18 protein-coding genes are annotated in these 18441 nt (G+C 71.3%); 9 read left to right on the plus strand and 9 right to left on the minus strand.

The features are described from left to right. Nucleotides 1–230: 230 nt before the first annotated feature. The 3 genes from ACZ7OH_RS49025 to ACZ7OH_RS49035 all read right to left on the minus strand — a co-directional run bounded on the left by ACZ7OH_RS49025 (nt 231) and on the right by ACZ7OH_RS49035 (nt 2153). Nucleotides 231–503, minus strand: a complete 273-nt coding sequence (locus ACZ7OH_RS49025; RefSeq protein WP_470287231.1) for a hypothetical protein — start codon at nt 501–503, stop codon at nt 231–233. Nucleotides 504–589: 86 nt separating this feature from the next. Further along, nucleotides 590–1366 carry an exodeoxyribonuclease III gene (locus ACZ7OH_RS49030; RefSeq protein ID WP_470287232.1) on the minus strand — a complete coding sequence of 259 codons (777 nt, stop codon included), beginning with the start codon at nt 1364–1366 and terminating at the stop codon, nt 590–592. A 64-nt stretch (nt 1367–1430) separates the two neighbouring features. Then, nucleotides 1431–2153, minus strand: a complete 723-nt coding sequence (locus ACZ7OH_RS49035; protein ID WP_470287233.1) for a S1 family peptidase — start codon at nt 2151–2153, stop codon at nt 1431–1433. 164 nt (nt 2154–2317) lie between these two features. Here ACZ7OH_RS49035 and uvrC point away from each other — a divergent pair, with 164 nt between their 5' ends. The 4 genes from uvrC to whiA are packed head-to-tail and all read left to right on the plus strand — an operon-like array spanning nt 2318 to nt 7153. Beyond that, nucleotides 2318–4273, plus strand: coding sequence for an excinuclease ABC subunit UvrC (gene uvrC / locus ACZ7OH_RS49040; RefSeq protein ID WP_470287234.1), 1956 nt, complete (start codon nt 2318–2320; stop codon nt 4271–4273). Between the two features lie 42 nt (nt 4274–4315). Next, a complete protein-coding gene (gene rapZ / locus ACZ7OH_RS49045) occupies nt 4316–5173 on the plus strand; it encodes an RNase adapter RapZ (protein WP_003101350.1) in 858 nt (285 codons plus the stop codon). Between the two features lies 1 nt (nt 5174). Then, nucleotides 5175–6170, plus strand: coding sequence for a gluconeogenesis factor YvcK family protein (locus ACZ7OH_RS49050; RefSeq protein ID WP_400893364.1), 996 nt, complete (start codon nt 5175–5177; stop codon nt 6168–6170). Next, nucleotides 6161–7153 carry a DNA-binding protein WhiA gene (whiA, locus tag ACZ7OH_RS49055; protein WP_086671216.1) on the plus strand — a complete coding sequence of 331 codons (993 nt, stop codon included), beginning with the start codon at nt 6161–6163 and terminating at the stop codon, nt 7151–7153. The genes ACZ7OH_RS49050 and whiA overlap by 10 nt, the downstream gene beginning before the upstream one ends. A gap of 393 nt (nt 7154–7546) precedes the next feature. Here whiA and ACZ7OH_RS49060 read toward each other — a convergent pair whose 3' ends face one another. Further along, a complete protein-coding gene (locus ACZ7OH_RS49060) occupies nt 7547–7954 on the minus strand; it encodes a DUF6086 family protein (RefSeq protein WP_470287235.1) in 408 nt (135 codons plus the stop codon). Nucleotides 7955–8112: 158 nt separating this feature from the next. On the opposite strand from ACZ7OH_RS49060, the gene ACZ7OH_RS49065 reads away from it, so the two are divergent. Beyond that, complete coding sequence (locus ACZ7OH_RS49065) at nt 8113–9117, plus strand: glucosyl-3-phosphoglycerate synthase (RefSeq protein WP_470287236.1); 1005 nt, start codon at nt 8113–8115, stop codon at nt 9115–9117. Nucleotides 9118–9159: 42 nt separating this feature from the next. On the opposite strand, the gene ACZ7OH_RS49070 is transcribed toward ACZ7OH_RS49065, so the two are convergent. Both ACZ7OH_RS49070 and ACZ7OH_RS49075 read right to left on the minus strand, forming a co-directional pair. After that, entirely contained in the window at nt 9160–9510 is a 351-nt protein-coding gene (locus ACZ7OH_RS49070) for an ArsR/SmtB family transcription factor (protein ID WP_470287237.1), read from the minus strand. Between the two features lie 118 nt (nt 9511–9628). Next, nucleotides 9629–10078 carry a MarR family winged helix-turn-helix transcriptional regulator gene (locus tag ACZ7OH_RS49075; protein WP_470287238.1) on the minus strand — a complete coding sequence of 150 codons (450 nt, stop codon included), beginning with the start codon at nt 10076–10078 and terminating at the stop codon, nt 9629–9631. 62 nt (nt 10079–10140) lie between these two features. On the opposite strand from ACZ7OH_RS49075, the gene ACZ7OH_RS49080 reads away from it, so the two are divergent. Continuing rightward, nucleotides 10141–10509, plus strand: a complete 369-nt coding sequence (locus tag ACZ7OH_RS49080; protein WP_470287239.1) for a VOC family protein — start codon at nt 10141–10143, stop codon at nt 10507–10509. 69 nt (nt 10510–10578) lie between these two features. On the opposite strand, the gene ACZ7OH_RS49085 is transcribed toward ACZ7OH_RS49080, so the two are convergent. Then, nucleotides 10579–11991 carry an MFS transporter gene (locus tag ACZ7OH_RS49085; RefSeq protein ID WP_470287240.1) on the minus strand — a complete coding sequence of 471 codons (1413 nt, stop codon included), beginning with the start codon at nt 11989–11991 and terminating at the stop codon, nt 10579–10581. Between the two features lie 163 nt (nt 11992–12154). On the opposite strand from ACZ7OH_RS49085, the gene ACZ7OH_RS49090 reads away from it, so the two are divergent. Continuing rightward, complete coding sequence (locus ACZ7OH_RS49090; protein WP_470287241.1) at nt 12155–13054, plus strand: helix-turn-helix transcriptional regulator; 900 nt, start codon at nt 12155–12157, stop codon at nt 13052–13054. Here ACZ7OH_RS49090 and ACZ7OH_RS49095 read toward each other — a convergent pair. Further along, on the minus strand, nt 12940–13866 hold the full coding sequence (locus ACZ7OH_RS49095; RefSeq protein WP_470287242.1) for a sterol desaturase family protein: 927 nt from the start codon (nt 13864–13866) through the stop codon (nt 12940–12942). The genes ACZ7OH_RS49090 and ACZ7OH_RS49095 overlap by 115 nt on opposite strands. Nucleotides 13867–13935: 69 nt before the next feature. On the opposite strand from ACZ7OH_RS49095, the gene ACZ7OH_RS49100 reads away from it, so the two are divergent. Together ACZ7OH_RS49100 and ACZ7OH_RS49105 are read left to right on the plus strand one after the other, a co-directional pair. After that, a complete protein-coding gene (locus tag ACZ7OH_RS49100) occupies nt 13936–14544 on the plus strand; it encodes a TetR/AcrR family transcriptional regulator (RefSeq protein ID WP_470287243.1) in 609 nt (202 codons plus the stop codon). Nucleotides 14545–15354: 810 nt separating this feature from the next. Further along, a complete protein-coding gene (locus tag ACZ7OH_RS49105) occupies nt 15355–15723 on the plus strand; it encodes a hypothetical protein (RefSeq protein WP_400890033.1) in 369 nt (122 codons plus the stop codon). 45 nt (nt 15724–15768) lie between these two features. On the opposite strand, the gene ACZ7OH_RS49110 is transcribed toward ACZ7OH_RS49105, so the two are convergent. Continuing rightward, a complete protein-coding gene (locus ACZ7OH_RS49110; RefSeq protein ID WP_470287244.1) occupies nt 15769–18336 on the minus strand; it encodes a PQQ-dependent sugar dehydrogenase in 2568 nt (855 codons plus the stop codon). Between the last annotated feature and the right edge of the window lie 105 nt (nt 18337–18441).

An 18441-nucleotide genomic window follows, 5' to 3' on the forward strand; every position in this document is an offset into this window, starting at 1 on the left:
CGGCAAGTCGCCGCGACGTTCCCGCTGACTTCTTCGGGGTGGCGAAGGACGGCCAGGCGCCGGTTCGCGCGCCTGACCAGGTCCTTCTCACTCCACACTCGCTCAGCCATGGGCCTCCCTCGATCAAGGGGCCCAGACTGTCAACAACCTCAGTCAGTTTTAGAGCTAGCCGCGGCGGTTCCTGTCTCGCTCGGGTCGCCGACTGCGGTGCCCGGCTGTGGCGACGGTGGTCACCACAGCCACGGCAGCACATTCTCGGTGAGCTTGTGAGCGATCGCCACTGCGGCCGCACAACTCGCACCGGTGAGTGCGAACCGGCGGCCTCGGCGCGGCGGCCGCAGCGCCTGGGCGCGTTCTCGCCAGTCGAGGACGCGCCGGACCCCGGGATCGAGGTCGAGCAGGAACCTGCTGACGACCTCGCCGGCACGTCGCCGCCGGACGCGCCGGGTTCCGCCGCGCGGAACGGGGCCGGTCGTGCTCGACCGCCAAAGTCGTGATCTCACGTTGTATGTAAGTCGTTCTGCCGGGCGAAACGACGATTGCCCGCCCAGATGGACCAATCGGCGTTGGACGACCTACTCGGAGTGGGTCAGAGGTCCAGGTCCACCACGATCGGGGCGTGGTCCGACGGGCCCTTTCCCTTGCGGGCGTTGCGGTCCACATAGGAATCCGTCACCGCGGACGTGAACGCCTCGTTGCCGTACACCAGGTCGATCCGCATCCCCTTGTTGTTCGGGAAGTTGCCGGCCCGGTAGTCCCAGTACGTGAACGGGTGGTCGTACTTCAAGGGCCGCGGGAACACGTCCGACAACCCGAGGTCCCGCAGGCGGGCCAACGCCTCCCGCTCCGGCTTCGTCACGTGCGTCGACTCCGCGAACACCGCGATGTCCCACACGTCCGCGTCGGTCGGCGCCACGTTGAAGTCACCCAGCACCGCGAAGGGCGCAGAAGACAGCTCCGAAGAAACCAGCGACCGCAACGCCTCCAGCCACTCCAGCTTGTACGCGTAGTGCGGGTTGTCCGGCTCACGCCCGTTGGGCACGTACACCGACCACACCCGCACGCCGCCGCAAGTGGCGCCGATCGCCCGCGCCTCCGCGGCGTCTTCGAACGACGGCTCGCCCGGCAGCCCGCGCACCACGTCGGACAACCCCACGCGCGACACGATCCCGACGCCGTTCCAGCGCCCGAGCCCGTACGCCGCCACCTCGTACCCGAGCGCCTCGACCTCGGCCAGCGGGAACTTCTCCGTCGTGGTCTTCAGCTCCTGCAGGCACAGCACGTCCGGCGCCGTCTCCTCCAGGAAGCCCAGCACCCGGGGCAGGCGGGGGACGATGGAGTTCACGTTCCAGGTGGCGATCCGCATGCCCGCGAGCATCCCACACGCCACCGACAAAACCGGGGCGGCGCCGAAGCGCCGCCCCGGGAGCTCACACGCCCGCGGTCGTCCGGATCCAGGACCGGCTCGACGCCACGCTCGCGTAGTTGTTCGTCCCGCGGGTGTTGGTCCCGCTCTGGTTCTGGACCGTCGACGCGACGCCCACCTGCACGCCGCCCGACACCTGGGGGCCGCCCGAGTCGCCCTTCCACGCCGACCCGTTGATGCCGACGCTCTGGATCGCGCGGCCGCCGTAGGCGTCCGTCGAGCGGCCGGTCACCTGGACGTTCGCCGTCTTCAGGGCCGACGCCGGCGGACCGGTCGGGGTGGTGCGGCCCCAGCCGTAGAGCTGGTTGGTGCTGCCCGTCGACGGGTCCGCGCTGCCCAGCGTGATCGGCGCCGCGCTCGTCGCCGACGCCAGGTGCAGCAGCGCGATGTCGCCGTTCGGGGACTCGTACTCCCCGTCGACCGCGATCTCGGTGCCCGAGAACAGCGTGTTGCTGCCGACCTTGACGTGCATGCCCGAGCCGTCCTGGTCGAGGCAGTGCACCGCCGTCATCACCCAGTGCGCGGCGATCACCGTGCCCGAGCAGTTGAAGCCCTGGAAGTCGCGCCCGGGTGTGTTCACGTAGACCTGGGCGCCCCAAGACACGGTGGGGGCGGTCGTGCCGCCGACGATGTTCGGCTGGACGCCGGCGGAAGCGACGGCGCCACCCGCGAGGGTCAGCGCGACGGCGGCCGTGCACGCGGCGCCGAGGGTACGAAGAGAGCTCACGGAGGTGATCCTTTCGGACGGGGCCCGATCGGGCCGGTCGGAAAGTAACCACCGGCTCACCCGGGGCGACACCTACCGAAGTCGGAATCGGACGAACACCCTACTTCCGGCGGGGCGGCCGGGGGCGCGCGAGAACTGTCGGTGGCGGCAAATAGGCTGGGGGAGTGGCTGACCCGACCACCTACCGTCCCTCGCCGGGGAGCATCCCGGATGCCCCTGGCGTGTACAAGTTCCGCGACGCGACCAAGCGGGTCATCTACGTCGGCAAGGCCAAAAGCCTGCGCAGCAGGCTGAACTCCTACTTCGCCGACCTTTCCGGCCTGCACCCGCGCACGCGCCAGATGGTGACGACGGCGGCGAGCGTCGAGTGGACCGTCGTGACCACCGAGGTCGAGGCCCTCCAGCTCGAGTACAACTGGATCAAGGAGTTCGACCCGCGGTTCAACGTCCGCTACCGCGACGACAAGAGCTACCCGGTGCTCGCGGTGACGCTGAACGAGGAGTTCCCGCGGCTGCACGTCTACCGCGGCGCGCGCAAGAAGGGCGTCCGCTACTTCGGGCCGTACGCGCACGCGTGGGCCATCCGCGAGACGCTCGACCTGCTGCTGCGCGTCTTCCCGGCCCGCACCTGCTCGGCCGGGGTGTTCCGGCGGCACGGCCAGATCGGCCGCCCGTGCCTGCTCGGCTACATCGACAAGTGCTCCGCGCCGTGCGTCGGGCGCGTCTCCGCCGAGGAGCACCGCGACATCGTCGAGGACTTCTGCGACTTCCTCGCCGGCAAGACCGACGTCATGATCAAGCGGCTGGAAGCGGAGATGGCGGCCGCGTCCGCGGAGCTCGAGTTCGAGCGCGCCGCCCGGCTGCGCGACGACCTCGGCGCGCTGCGCCGCGCCATGGAGAAGCAGGCCGTCGTGCTCGGCGACGGCACGGACGCCGACGTCGTGGCGTTCGCCCACGACGACCTCGAAGCCGCCGTCCAGGTCTTCCACGTGCGCGGTGGCCGGGTCCGCGGCCAGCGCGGCTGGGTGATCGACAAGGCCGAGGAGATGGACGTCCCGGCGCTCGTCGACCACTTCCTGACCCAGTTCTACGGCGACGAGGCCGAGCTGGACGCCCGCGACGACGTCGACGCCGGGCCGGTCGTCCCGCGCGAGGTGCTGGTGCCGGAGCTGCCCGCCGACGCCGACGCGGTCGCGGAGTGGCTGACCGGCCTGCGCGGCTCGCGGGTGCAGCTGCGGGTGCCGCAGCGCGGCGACAAGAAGGCCCTCGCGGAGACGGTCGAGCGCAACGCGGGGGAGGCGTTCACCCAGCACAAGCTGCGGCGTGCCGGCGACCTGACGGCCCGGTCGGCGGCGCTGACCGAGCTGCAGGAGTTCCTGGCCCTCGACACCGCGCCGCTGCGCATCGAGTGCATCGACATCAGCCACATCCAGGGCAGCGACGTCGTGGCGTCGCTGGTCGTCTTCGAGGACGGGCTCGCGCGCAAGTCCGAGTACCGGCGCTTCGCGCTGCGCGAAGCGGCCGAAGAGGGCGATGTGGCGTCGATCGCCGAGGTCGTGCGCCGGCGCTTCCACCGCTACCTCAAGGAAACGGCGGAGGAAACGAGCACGCCCGGCCTCGACCCGGAGACCGGCCGGCCGAAGAAGTTCGCCTACCCGCCGAACCTGCTGGTCGTCGACGGCGCGGGCCCGCAAGCCACGGCGGCGGCGGACGTGCTGGCGGAACTGGGCATCACCGACATCTCCGTGATCGGGCTGGCCAAGCGGCTCGAAGAGGTGTGGCTGCCCGCCGACCCCGACCCGGTGATCCTGCCGCGGACGTCGGAGGGGCTGTACCTGCTGCAACGGCTGCGCGACGAGGCCCACCGCTTCGCCATCACCTACCACCGCGAGAAGCGCTCCAAGCGGCTGCAGACGTCCGAATTGGACAGTGTGCCCGGGCTGGGGCAGGCTCGCCGCACCGCGCTGATCAAGCACTTCGGCTCGGTGAAGAAGCTCAAGCAGGCCCGGATCGAAGAGATCGAGGCGGTGCCCGGCTTCGGCAGGCGCACCGCGGAGGCCGTGGTCGCCGCGCTGGCCGGGGAGTCCGGTGCGGGCAACGGCACACAAGCAGGGGAGTAGGGAAAGACAGTGAGTGCGCAAGAGGAGATCCGCGGGTCCGGCATGGAGGTCGCGGTCGTGTCCGGGTTGTCCGGGGCGGGCCGCAGCACGGCGGCCAAGTGCCTGGAGGACCTGGGCTGGTTCGTCGTCGACAACCTGCCCCCGGAGCTGATCGCGACGATGGTCGAGCTGGGCGCGCAGGCGCGCGGCGCGATCACGAAGGTGGCCGTCGTCATGGACGTGCGCTCGCGCGCGTTCACCGACGACCTCGCCTCGGTCATCAAGGACCTCGACGCGCGGGGCTACAAGCCGCGCGTGCTGTTCCTGGAGGCGACCGACGCGGTGCTGGTGCGGCGCTTCGAAGCCGTCCGCCGCGGCCACCCGATGCAGGGCGACGGCCGGCTGGCCGACGGCATCACGGCGGAGCGGACGCTGCTGGAGCCGCTGCGCGAAGAGGCCGACCTGGTGCTCGACACGTCGTCGCTGTCGGTGCACGACCTGCGCGCCAAGATCGAGGACGCGTTCGGTTCGGAAGCGAGCACCCAGACCCGGGTCACCGTGCTGTCCTTCGGCTACAAGTACGGTCTGCCGATGGACGCCGACCTGGTGATGGACGTCCGGTTCCTGCCGAACCCGTTCTGGATCCCGGAGCTGCGCGAACACACGGGCCTCGACGGCGAGGTCCGCAACTACGTCCTCTCGCAGGAGGGCGCCGAGGAGTTCCTGGACCGCTACCACCAGCTGCTGCGGCTGATCGGCGCCGGCTACAAGCGCGAGGGCAAGCGGTACCTGACGCTCGCCGTCGGCTGCACCGGCGGCAAGCACCGCAGCGTGGCGCTGTCCGTGGAACTCGCCCAGCGTCTGTCCAAAGAGGACGGTATGGCCGTGAAGGTGGTGCACCGCGACCTTGGTCGTGAATAACGTGCGGGCGGTCGCCCTCGGGGGCGGCCACGGGCTGCACGCCACGTTGTCCGCGGTGCGGCGGGTGACCCCCGACGTCACCGCGGTCGTGACCGTGGCCGACGACGGCGGATCGTCCGGCCGGCTGCGGCGCGAGCTCGGGCTGCTGCCGCCGGGCGACCTCCGGCAGGCCTTCGCCGCGTTCGCCGCGGAAGACGGCGGCACGCTGTGGGCCGAGGTGTTCCAGCACCGCTTCGGCGGCGACGGCGCGCTGGCCGGCCACGCGGTGGGGAACCTGCTGCTGGCCGGGCTGTTCGAGGTGCTCGGCGACCCGGTCGCCGCGCTCGACGAGGCGTGCCGGCTGATCGGCGTCTCGGGCCGCGTGCTGCCGATGTCGCCGGAGCCCCTCGAAATCGAGGGGCAGGTCAGCGGCCTGGACAGCGAGAACCCGGCGGCGCTGCGCACGATCCGCGGGCAGGTCGCGGTGGCGTCGACGCCCGGGCAGGTGCAGCGGGTGAGCCTGCGCGCGCCCGGCGGTTCGGGGCGGCCGCCGCTGGCGTGCGAGGAAGCCGTCGAAGCGGTGCTGAACGCCGACGTCGTCTTCCTCGGTCCGGGCTCCTGGTTCACCAGCGTTTTACCTCATTTGCTGGTGCCGGGCCTGCACGACGCGCTCGTGAAAACCACCGCGACGAAGGTGCTCGTGCTCAACCTTGTCCCCCAGCCGGGGGAAACCGCGGGATTCTCGCCGGAGCGGCACCTGGACGTACTCTTCGAGCACGCGCCCGATCTGCGGGTCGACGCGGTGATCGCGGACCGCGATTCCGTGCCCGACCCGGCGAATCTCCGGCGCGCGGCGGAACGGCTCGGGGGCCGGGCCCACCTGGGGGCGGTGGCCGACCCCGAAGTGGCGGGACGGCATGATCCTGATGCGCTCGCGTTGTGCATGCGGGAGGCTCTCGGTCTCGGCGGAGAGCACGGGGGAGGAGCGAAAGGCAGGGAGGGGCAGCAATGGCGATGACCGCCGCGGTGAAGGACGAGCTGAGCCGGCTGGAGATCACGAAGATCGGGCCGCGCCGGGCGGAGGTCGCGTCACTGCTCCGCTTCGCCGGCGGGCTGCACATCGTGGCCGGCCGGGTGGTCGTGGAGGCGGAGCTGGACACGGGCTCGGTCGCGCGACGGCTGCGCAAGGAGATCCACGAGCTGTACGGCCACCATTCGGACGTCCACGTCATCACCGCCAGCGGCGGCCTGCGCAAGGGCACCCGGTACGTCGTGCGCGTGGTCAAGGACGGTGAGGGCCTGGCCCGCCAGACCGGGCTGATCGACCAGCGCGGCCGCCCGGTGCGCGGGCTGCCCGCGGCCGTGGTGTCCGGGGGAGTGGCGGACGCGGAAGCGGCGTGGCGGGGCGCGTTCCTCGCACACGGTTCCCTGACGGAACCGGGCCGGTCGTCGTCGCTCGAGGTGACGTGCCCGGGCCCGGAGGCGGCGCTGGCCCTGGTGGGGGCGGCGCGCCGGATGGGCATCCAGGCGAAGTCGCGTGAGGTCCGCGGAGCCGACCGGGTGGTGGTCCGCGACGGTGACGCGATCGGCGCGTTGCTGACCCGCCTGGGCGCGCACACGAGCGTCCTGCAGTGGGAAGAGCGCCGGATGCGCCGCGAAGTCCGCGCGACGGCCAACCGCTTGGCGAACTTCGACGACGCGAACCTGCGCCGCTCGGCCCGCGCGGCGGTCGCGGCGGCGGCCCGGGTGGAGCGAGCCCTGGAGATCCTCGGCGACACGGCCCCGGACCACCTCCTGGCGGCGGGCAAGCTCCGGCTGTCGAACCGCCAGGCATCGCTGGAGGAGCTGGGCCAGCTGTCGGACCCGCAGATGACGAAGGACGCGGTGGCGGGCCGCATCCGTCGCCTGCTGGCGATGGCGGACAAGCGGGCGAAGGACCTGAACATCCCGGACACGGAGTCCGCGGTCACGCCGGAGATGCTGGAAGAAGAGGACGCCTGACGAGGTCGCGCAGCCACGGCTCGGAAATGGCCGGCTCGCGCTCGAGCACCCGGGCCAGCCGTTCCCGCACCGCCAGTCCGCGCGGTCGTCGGCGGCCCAGTCCACTTCGGCCGGGTCGAGGCGGCCGGAGAACCAGCTGTCGTCGACGCGGTCGACAGCGGCAGCAGGTGCAGCCACTCCGGGTCCGGCTGGGCGCCGCCGAGCAGGTCGAACACCGAGTCGGCGGACCGGCCGACGAAGTACAGCTCGCCGTCCCCGGACCGCGCGAGCACCTTGGCAGCGCACTCGACGAGGGCGCCGAGGAACCACACGTCCGGCTCGGGCAGGCCGTCCACCAGCGAGCCGAGGTGGCCGGGCGCACGAGGTCCCAGCGGAACGGCCGGTTCGGCTCGATCACGCCGGCATCGCCCGCGCGTAGCCGGCCATCAGCTCGGCGAGCCGGTCGGGCCCGGCGGCTCCGCCACCCGGGATGTCGCGGGACGACACCGCCGCCGGCCCGTCGAGCGCGGGCAGCGCGAGCCCGGCCCGGCGCGCCAGCACGGCCGCCGTCGCCACGAACCCCTCCAGGAGCGCCCGCTGGATCGGGTGCGAGGTCGCGCGGTACTCGGCGACCAGCGCGTCGGTGAACTTCGCGAAGGCCGCGCCGTCGATCGGGTGGTCGTCGGGGTCGCCGGGGGTCGCCCCGATCCCCGACGGCCCGGCCAGCGGGACGAACGCCTCTGCGAGGCGCGTGAACACCGTGGCGGGCCCGTGGGACGGGTTCCACACGTCCTGGCCGTCGATGCTGAAGTACTGGCTCATCGGCGGCGAGCCGAGGCCGTGGGGCCGCGCCGGTCAGCCGGTTTTGGGCCCGTCGCGTTAACCGGGCGCCCCACTTCGTAACACCGCGGTAGCACCCCGGCGCCGTCGCCGAAACGCGGCACCCCGAACCTCGGAGACGAACGAGGGAAGGGGACAGCATGCGCAACGCTCACCCACACGTGACGCCGGAGGTCGGCACCTGGCTCGCCCGGCGCAGCAGCAAGGCGGGGGACTGGACCGTCGACGACCTCGTCGCCGCGAAGCGGGGCACCACCGTGTCCGTCGTCATCCCGGCCCGTGACGAGGAAGCCACCGTCGGCGCGATCATCGCCGCCATCCGGGACGAGCTGCAGGGCCGGCTCGTCGACGAAATCCTGGTCGTCGACAGCCACTCCACCGACGCCACCGCCGAAGTCGCCGCCGCGGCAGGAGCCCGGGTCGTCGCGCAGGACGCCGTCTTCCCCGGGCTCCCGGCGTACCAGGGCAAGGGCGAAGCGCTCTGGAAGGGCGTCGCCGCGACGACCGGTGACCTGGTCGTCTTCGTCGACGGCGACCTCCACGACTTCACCACGGACTACGTCACCGGGCTGCTCGGCCCGCTGCTCACGGACCCGTCCGTCGCCTACGTCAAGGGCTTCTACCACCGCCCGCTCGGCACCGAGGCGGACGGCGGCGGCCGCGTCACCGAGCTCGTCGCCCGGCCGCTGCTCAACATGTTCTGGCCGGAGCTGGCCGGGTTCGTGCAGCCCCTCGCCGGCGAATACGCGGGGCGGCGCGAGGTGCTGGAGAGCGTCCCGTTCGTCGTCAACTACGGCGTCGAGATCGGCCACCTGATCGACCTGCTGGAGCTGCGCGGCCTCGACGCGCTCGCCCAGGTCGACCTCGGCCACCGCGCCCACCGGCACCAGAGCACGCAGGCGCTGGGCCGGATGTCCGGGCAGATCATGCAGACGTTGTTCGACCGCCTGGAGCACTACGGCCGCCTGGTCACCGCGATCCCGCCGGCGACGCTGCTCGCGCAGTTCCGGCGCGGGTCGTCGGAGAGCGGCGTCGAGCGCGAGCTGGTGCTGACGGACCTGACGTCCCCGCGGCAGCCGCCGCTGGCGAGCCTGCCGGCCGCGGTGCGCCCGGAGAACGCCCTCGACCTGCGGGACACGGCGTGACGTCCGCGGCCGGCTGACCACCGGCACACCGGCTGCCGGCGCCTAAGCCACGCCGGCCGAAAGCGATCCGAGCTCCTGTCCGAACGATTCGATGAACGAGGCGATTCGTTCTTCGTCACGTCGGTAGTGGGTCCACTTCCCGACGCGCGTCGCCCGCACGAGACCCGCGCGTTCCAGCACCGCCATGTAGGCGGAGACGGTGGACTGCGCGAGCCCGGCCTTGGCCTGGATGTGGCTGACGCAGACGCCGACCTCGCGCGGGTCGACGACGGCGGCGTCGACGGGGAAGTGCTCCTCCGGTTCGCGCAGCCACTGGAGCACCTCGAACCGCACCGGGTTGGCGAGCGCCTTCAGGGGCTCGAGCAGGGCCGCGATGTCGCCTGTCACGGGCATGTCTGGGCCGGCCTTCCGTGCTGGTCATGAACGTATCGATGATATCCGATGCGACGGGCGCACGCGACCTCCGCGCCCGCGGCGGGTGTCTTCTCCGGGACTTTCCCGAGGGGCGGTTTCATCGGGTCTCGCGCAGGGAGCGGATCATGCTCTGCAGGCTCCGGAACGCGGCCGCCTGCTCGGCCCCGGTCATGCCGCCCAGCATCCGGTCCTCGACGGACCGGACCGCGGCACTCGCCTTCTCCAGGCTCTTCCGGCCGCGGGGTGTGAGCCGCGTGGGCAGCGCCTTCCCGACGGGTGCCTCCGCGGGCCTGGTCACGTAGCCGTCTCGCTCCAGGGTCTGGAGCAGCACGTTCATCGTCTGCCGGGTCACGAACGCGCCGCGCGCGAGCTCGGAGTTCGACAAGCCCGGCCGTTGCGCCAGCAGCTCGAGGCACGAGTAGTGCGTCACGCTCATCCCGAGCGGCCGCAGCACCTCCTCCATGGCCGCGCGCAGCGCGCTCGACGCCTCTTTCAGCAGGTAGCCCAGTGACGTCTTCAGGTCGACGCCGGGCTCGTCTTGACTCATGTCAGTATTCTGACATAGGGTGGTGCGTGTCAGAAGACTGACACGAAAGGGAGGACCACCCCATGCCCGTCACCGGCCCCGACTTCATCTCGCTCCAGGCGCGCGACCTCAAGGCTTCGCAGGCGTTCTACGAGCAGTACCTCGGCCTCGTCCGATCCCCGGCCGGCCCGCCGCACGCCGTCGTCTTCGAGACGAAGCCGATCGCGTTCGCCCTGCGCGACGTCGTGCCGGGCACCGATCTCGCGTCCGTCGCCCAGCCCGGCATCGGTGCCGCGATCTGGCTCCACGCCACCGATGTCCAGGCCATTCACGACGCGCTGGCCGCCGACGGCCACCCGATCGTTTCGGCGCCGATCGACGGCCCGTTCGGCCGGACGTTCACCTTCGCCGACCCCGACGGGTACCAGGTCACGCTCCACGACCGCGCTTGACCGGCGGCTCGCGCCGAAAACCGGTCGAGGCCCCCGTTCCGAGCACGGGGGGCCGACCCGCTCACCCCGTCACCGCGCGGCGGACCGATCGCCGCGCAGGAACAGAGCGCTGGTGACGAGGCCGAGGAGCACGATGGCAGCGTTCACCGCGATCGCCGCCTTCAGGCCGCCGAGGATGGCCGTGGCTCCGGTGCCCGCCGCGGCGGACGTGACCACCACGCTCATGATCGGCGTGCCCATCGTGATGCCGACCTGCTGGGTCATGGTGGCGAGGCCGGTGGCCAGGCCCTGTTCGTGGTCGGCCAGCCCCGAAGTGGCGGTGACCATGAACCCCACGATCACGAGCATGTTGCCGACGCCGCCGGCGAAGCTGGCGACCAGCATCAGCGCCATCCACGAGCGGTCGTCGCCGAGGCCGAGCAGGGCCGCGGTGAACACCGTCTGCAGGATGCCGCCGATGATCAGCGTCCGCTTGCTGCCGACCTTGCCGATGACCTTCGGGGCGAAGACGCCGCCGGTGACCGTGCCCAGGCCGAGCACGCCGAAGGACAGGCCCGCGGCGAGCGGGGAGAAGCCGAGCACTTCCTGCAGGTAGAGGGTCAGCGGGAACACCAGCGAGCACTCGGTGAGGAACGCGATCAGGCCCGCGACGTTGCCCCAGGCCACCGACCGCTTGCGGAGCACGGTGAGCGGCACCAGCGGCGCGGGCACCTTGCGCTCGACGGCGTAGAACAGCACCAGCAGCACCACACCGGCCGCCAGTGAGCCGAGGACGGTCGCCGAGCCCCAGCCCTCCTCGCTCGCCTGGGTCAGCCCGAAGATGATGGCCAGCAGGCCGAGCGTCACGGTGATGGCGCCGGGCACGTCGAGCTTCGGGCGCTCGTCGGGCCGGGACTCCTTGATCACCGTTGGGGCGATGAGCAGCACGGCGATGGCGACGGGCACGTTGATGAAGAACGCCCACCGCCACGACAGCAGGTCGGTCAGCACGCCGCCGAGGATGGCGCCGGCGGTGAAGCCGCTGGACATCAGCGCGCCGTTGAGGCCGAGCGCCTTCTGGCGCAGCGGGCCCTCCGGGAACGACACCGTCATCAGCGACAGCGCGGCCGGCGTCACGGCGGCGGTGGCCAGGCCCTGGAAGATGCGGGCGACGATCAGCATCTCCGGGTTCTGCGCGAGGCCGCCCAGCACCGACGCCGCGCCCAGGACGACCAGGCCGCCGAGGAACAGCCGACGCCGGCCGAACAGGTCCGCGACCCGGCCGCAGAACAGCGTGAAACCCGCCGCGCACAGCGCGAACGCCGTCGCGATCCACTGCAGGTGCCCCAGCGAGAAGCCGAGGTTGCCGCCGATCACCGGGAGCGCGACGTTCAGGATGGCGAAGTCCACGGCGAGCATGAACTGCGTGGCGAGCAGCAGGACGAGCACCAGCCGCAGCCGGGGCGTGAGCCGGGCGGGTGCCTCGATTTCGGTGACGGACACGGGAGTCCTTCCAGCGGGGTTCGTCGGTCACCGAGAACGATCGTCGGGACCCGGAACCCCAGCCAGAACCCCGGTCGGCCCCGTCCGCACGAGGGTGGTCACGACAGCACCAGGCTCATCGCTTCCGGCCCGGGCATCATGGGGGTGAGTACCGGAGGTGTCCATGGCAGCCCCATCCGAGCTGGGCGACTTCCTCAAGTCGCGCCGCGCCGCGCTGCGTCCCGAGGACGTCGGCATCACGCCGCACCCGGCCCGCCGCCGCGTCACCGGCCTGCGCCGCGAGGAGCTGGCGACGCTCGCCAACGTCAGCATCACCCACTACACCCGGCTCGAGCAGGGTCGCGCCGGCAACGCCTCCGACAGCACGCTGGAGGCGATCGCGCGCACACTGCGGCTCACCGAAGACGAGACGGCCCACCTGAAGGACCTCGCGCGGCCGGCCCCGTCGTCCCGTCGTCCGGCGCCGCCGCGGGTGACCCACGCGAGCGCGTCGGCCCGGCAGCTGCTGGGGGCGATGACCCACGTCCCGGCCGTGCTCATGGACCGGCGGGGCGACGTCCTCGCCTGGAACCAGCTGGGCCACGCGCTGCTCGCCGCCCACCTCCCGCCCGGGAGCCCGGACGACCCGGCGACCCGGCCCAACCTGACCCGGATGCTGTTCCTGGACGAGCGGTACCGCGCGCTGTACCGGAACTGGAGTGAGCAGGCGGAGCTGGCGGTGGCGTCGCTGCGCCTGGTCGCCGGGCGCCACCACGACGACCGCGCGCTCGCCGAGCTCGTCGGCGGGCTCACGATGAACTCCGACGAGTTCGCGAAGCTGTGGGCCCGGCACCCGGTGCGCACGTGCACGTCCGGCGTGAAGCTGCTACGGCACCCGGTGGTCGGCGAGGTGGAGCTCAGCTTCGAGAACCTCGTCATCCCGGGCACGTCGGGCCAGCGCCTGATCGCCTACACGGCCGAGCCCGGTTCGCCGTCGGAGACGGCGCTGAAACTCCTGGGCAGCGCGTCGGCTCCGGCGCCGGTCGTGGTGCGGGGCGCCCACCCGGGCGGGCCGAGCACGTAGCCCGCGCGGGCGCGCCACGTCTTGGCCGCGCGCAGGTCACGCAGGATCGAGCCGTACTCGTGGAAGCCGACCTTCAGCAGGTTGTACGTGCCGATGTTCTTCGTCAGCCCGTACGTCGGCCGCTTGCCCTCGGGCACGAAGCTGCCGAACAGGCGGTCCCAGATGATCAGGATGCCGCCGTAGTTGGCGTCCAGGTACTCCTCGTCGCTGCCGTGGTGGACGCGGTGGTGCGACGGGGTGTTGAAGACGTACTCGAACCAGCGCGGCAGCTTGCCGACTTTCTCGGTGTGCACGAAGAACTGGTAGACGAGGTCGATCGACAGGCCGGTCAGGATCATCCACGGCGGGATCCCGCACAGCGCCAGCACCGACCAGAAGGGGAGCTGGAAGTACGGCGTCCACTTCTGGCGCAGCGCGGTCGAGAAGTTGTAGTGCTCGCTGGAGTGGTGGACCTGGTGGCCGGCCCACAGCAGCCGGACGCGGTGGCTGGCGCGGTGGTAGGCGTAGAAGACCAGCTCCTGGCCGAGCAGCATGAGCACCCACGTCCACCAGTCGCGCGGGTCGAACTCGACCGGCGCCAGCTCGAACAACGCGGCGAAGACGACGAGCATCACCAGCCGGAACAGCGCGTTGACGCCGACCGCGACGGTGCCCATCAGCATGCTCGTGCGGGTGTCGGCGACGCTGTAGCCGACGACGTTGTCGTCGTGGCCGAGCACGTGCACCGCGACGATCTCCATCGCCACGAACAGCACGAACACCGGAATCGCGAACAGCACGGGGTCGCGCAGGTGCGCCAGGAACTCGGCCACGTCGCCTCCTTGATCTGACCTGACGGTAACTTACCCTCGGGTCACTTTACGCACGGTAGGCTCTCGCGTGTGACGGAGTCAAGGGCGGTCGGGACCAAGGGGATGCCTCGCGAAGAGCGGGAGGCCCAGCTCGTCGTGGCCGGCACCGAGGAGTTCGGCCGGGCGGGCTACGCGGGCGCGTCGATGGTCGAGATCGCGCGCCGGGTCGGCGTCACGAAACCGTTGCTGTACCAGTACTTCGGCTCGAAGGACGGGCTCTACCTGGCCTGCCTGCACCGCGCGGGCGACCGGCTGACCGAAGGCGTCGCGACGACCATGGCGGCCGGCGGCGAGCCCGACCAGATGCCGCTGAAGGTGCTCTCGGCGATCTTCACGACGTTCGACCACGACCGCTACGCGTGGCGCCTCCTGCGCGACGAAACCGTCCCGGCCACGGGCGACATCGCGGCCTCGGCGGCGGACTACCGGCACCGCCTGGACGCGTTCGCGCTGCTGGGCGCGACGCAGCTGATGACCTCGCGCGGGCTGGCCGACCCGGTCGACATCGAGGCTGTCGCCCAGGTCTGGACCGGCGTGGTCGACTCGCTGATCAGCTGGTGGATCGACCGCCCGGACGAAGACGCGGCCGCGATGACGGCCCGGTGTGCGCGGATCATGGCGGGTCTGTTCGGCTGGTGATCCCGCCGTCCGCTCATCCCCGAACGTCACCGCGGCCGCGGACGGCGTGCGCCCCGGCGCTTCGAGGGGATCGTCCTCCGCCGCGCCTAAGATTGCCGGGAAGGCCGTGGCCTGCTGCAAGGCGTTGTCGTGGCGCCCGTCCGGCGTCGGCGATCCAGCCGACGCGGTCCACGCCCGCCCGCTCGAACGTCCGGCGCGCCACCCAGCGTGCGCTGAGCGTCGGCCGAGGCCGCGACGGCGGCACCGGCCAAACCGCGCTCCCGCTGCGCGAATTGCCGGAGAAACCCCGGCCGCAGCGCCAGGATCCGCTCATCCGGCAGGCTGCCGCCCCATTCGCGCGGGAGCCGGTCCGGTTCCACCTTCGCGCGAGCGTCCCACTGGCGCGATTCCCAGGCTTCGGCGGTGGTGGCAGCTTCCGCGCGAAGTCGTGCCAGTACGCGGCGGCCGCGCTGTGCTGCCGGACCACCGCGTCGGGCGCCGGGGAGCGGGCCGGAACTGCGGCAGGTAGCGGTCCCGCCCGGCGTCCATCCCGGTGGCGCCGTAGCGCCGCGGTAGCCGCCCGGCGCCAGTCCGAGGTCTCACCGGTCCTCGCCGCCGTCGCTGGGGACGTAACTCTGTCCACAGTGGACGTAAACGTCGCCGTGCACCACGGTTCGCATGGCAGGGGCCACCGATAGGTTCCGTTTGGCCGCTTATGTCCGGTATCCTGCCCACGCAGAGTGGAGTTCACGGATTGGCTGCCCGAACGGCGTAGCGAAACCGCTCCCGTTCGCGATTAATCAGGGAAGCCATCGCGTCGAGAGGTGTCCCATGCCCGAACCAGCCGCTCCCCTCCCGGCCGATCCCCGCCTCGCCGCGCGGTTCACCGAGGACCTGCTCGACGGCTGCCGGGTCCTGGCCAAGGACTACGGCTACCGGCCGGCGCAGTTCGAGCGCATGGTCCGCGAGCACGGCGGCGTCGAAGCGGCCCGGCTCCTGCTGCGCGGCGCCGGCACCGCCGGCGGGTTCACCGTCCTCTGGGAGAAGAACCAGCTCGGCCGCAGCTCGGAGGCGACGATGCTCCGCACGGAGTACTCGGAGCTGTTCACCCCCGACGAGCTCCTGCTCGCCCGCCGTCGCCTGGAGGAACATGGCTTCGACGTCGACGCGCACCTGCGCACGCTCACCGAACAGGGGTGAGGGCGGCAGGGGTGACCGGCGCCGCTCCGGTCACCCCTGCCGCGGCTACTGGGCGGCTGCGCTGGACTTGCCGCGCAGCACGACGTTCGCCGTCGACGCGCCCTTGATCGCCGTCTCGATCTGGGCCATCGTCGAAGACGAGCTCAGGCCGGGGACCGTCGCGGTGTTCAGGGCGTAGAGGGTGAACGTGTACGGGTGGCTCGACCCGCCTGGGCAGGGGCCGAAGAACTGCTGTGCGGTCGCCCCGCTGCCCATCGCCTTCTGTTTCGCGCCACCCTGGTTCGGCACGGGGTAGCCCGCGGCGAGTCCTTCCGGCAGCGACGTCGTGGCGGCCGGGATATCCCAGATCGCCCAGTGCAGCTTGTTCCCGCTGTTGGCGACGTCGGCGAACACGATCGCGTACGCCTTCGCACCGGTGGACGCGCCCCACGCGAGCGGCGGCGACGGGTCCTGGCCCGCCGTGTGGTCGCCGGCGCAGGTGTACTTGTCCGGGATGGTCCCGTTGTCGGCGAACGCGGAGCTGGCCAGCTTGAAGCCACCCGGCGTCGAGCCGCCGGGGAACTTCAGCCGGACGATCACGTTGTCCAGCACCGACGGCGTCCCGCCGTTCTTGTCGTTGTTCGTCGACGTCACCCACAGCCCGCCGTCCGGCGACTTCGTGACCGAGCGCAGCCGGCCCCAGCGGCCGGAGAACAGCGCCGACACGGTGCCGACGCCGGTGCCCGCGGAGTTGATCTGCGTGGCGAACAGCTGCCCGCCGGTGACGGCGGCGATGTAGATCCAGTCGTTGACGATCTCGATCCCGGACGGGCCCGCCTGCGACGTCGGCCAGGTCTTCTTCGGCGCGATGAAGCCGCTGCAGCTGCCGATCGTGCCTTCGCAACTGGGCCAGCCGAAGTTGCCCCCCTTCTGGATCAGGTTGAGCTCGTCCTGGCTGCTCTCGCCGAACTCCGTCGCCCACAGCTGACCGCGGGAGTCCCAGGCCAGACCCTGCGGGTTGCGGTGGCCGTAGCTCCAGACGTACCGGGCGTTGCCGCCGGTGGCGTAGAACGGGTTGTCGGACGGCGCCGAGCCGTCGGGGTTGAGCCGCAGGATCTTCCCGTTGAGCGAGCTCTTGTTCTGCGCGTTGTCGCTGTTCTTCGCATCGCCCACGGTGGCGTAGAGCTTGCCGTCCGGGCCGAACTTGATCCGGCCGCCGTTGTGGTAGCGGTTCTTCGCGATCCCGGTCAGCACCGGCGTCGACGTCGAGGACAGCGTGCTGCCGTCGTAGGTCATCTTGACGATCCGGTTGTCCCCGGATGCCGTGTGGTACAGGTAGATCGCGTGGTCGCTCGACCAGTTCGGCGAGATCGCCAGGCCGAGCAGGCCGCCTTCACCGCTGGTCGTGACCGCGCCCGGCACCTTGCCCAGCGTCGTCTTCTGGCCGGACGGCGTCACGAGCACGACCTCGAACCGGTCCCGTTCGGTCACCAGCGCGTTGCCGTTCGGCAGGAAGTCCACCGACCAGCCGAGGTCGACCTTCGCGATGTCCTTGTCGTACTCCGGGATGCCCCCTGCGCCGCCCGGAGCGGACGTCTTGACGGTGACCGCGTTGCTCGCCGCGGAGCTGTTGCCGTTGGGATCGCGCGCCTTGACCGTGAAGGTGTACGAGGAGCTGGGGTTCAGGTCCGTGACCGTCGTCCCGAGGGACGTCGTGGTCGCGACCTTCGTGGCGCCCTGGTAGACGTCGTAGCCCGCGATCGTGCCGCCGTCGTCGGTGGAAGCGTTCCACGCCAGGGAAACGCTGTTCGCGGTGACGCCGGTGGAGCGCAGGTTGCCCGGCACGGACGGCGGAGTGGTGTCGTTGCTGGGCGGCGTGGTGAAGGTGACCACGTTGCTCTGCTGCGACGGGTTGCCCGCGGCGTCGAACGCGCCGACCGAGATGTCGTAGGCGGTGTTCGGCGTCAGGTTGTCGACGGTCGCGCTGGTGGTGTTCCCGTCGACGGTCTTGAGGACGTTGCCGCCGCGGTTGATCTCGTAGCGGACGACGCCGACGTTGTCGGTCGCAGCGGTCCAGGTGAAGGTCGCCGCGGTGGGCAGGATGTTGCTCGCCTTGAGGTTCGACGGCGGCGTCGGCGGCTCGGGGTCGACCGGCGAGACGAAGGTGTCGGTGAGCTTGTCGGCGTTCGGCCCGCCGTTCGCGGTGGTCGCGGTGGTGCGGACCTTGTTGACGCCGGCGGTCAGCTGGACGGTCGCCGTGACGGTCTTCCACGTCGTCCACGCGCCGGTGCCGGGGAAGTCGACGGTGCCCTTGTCCCCGCCGTCGACGACGAGCTTCACCGGGCGGTTGTCGGCGGTTCCGTTGGCGTAGCGGAAGGTCAGGGTGTGCGTGCCCGCCTGCGCGGCGTTCACGGAGTATTCGACGTAGCTGCCCACGACGTTGTCGAAGTTGACGAACCCGGTGCCGGAGTAGCCGGCGTGGTTCGATTCGACGACGCCTTGGGAGATCACGGCGTTTTCGGACTCATAATCGGTGTCCGCTGCGAAAGCGCTTACCGGACTGAGCGCGGTGAGGCCGAGCGCCGCGACGGCGGTACCGGCCAGTACCACGCGCCACGGTGGACGGGGTGCCACTGGGAGCCTCCTGCGTGGGTCGGGGGACAGGGGGTGACCGGGGCGGAACTGGTCGGCGGACCACCGGACTCGGACCTAATAGTTAGGAAAGTTTCCTATCTATAG

It is taken from the genome of Amycolatopsis sp. NPDC114478 (genome assembly GCF_055633805.1).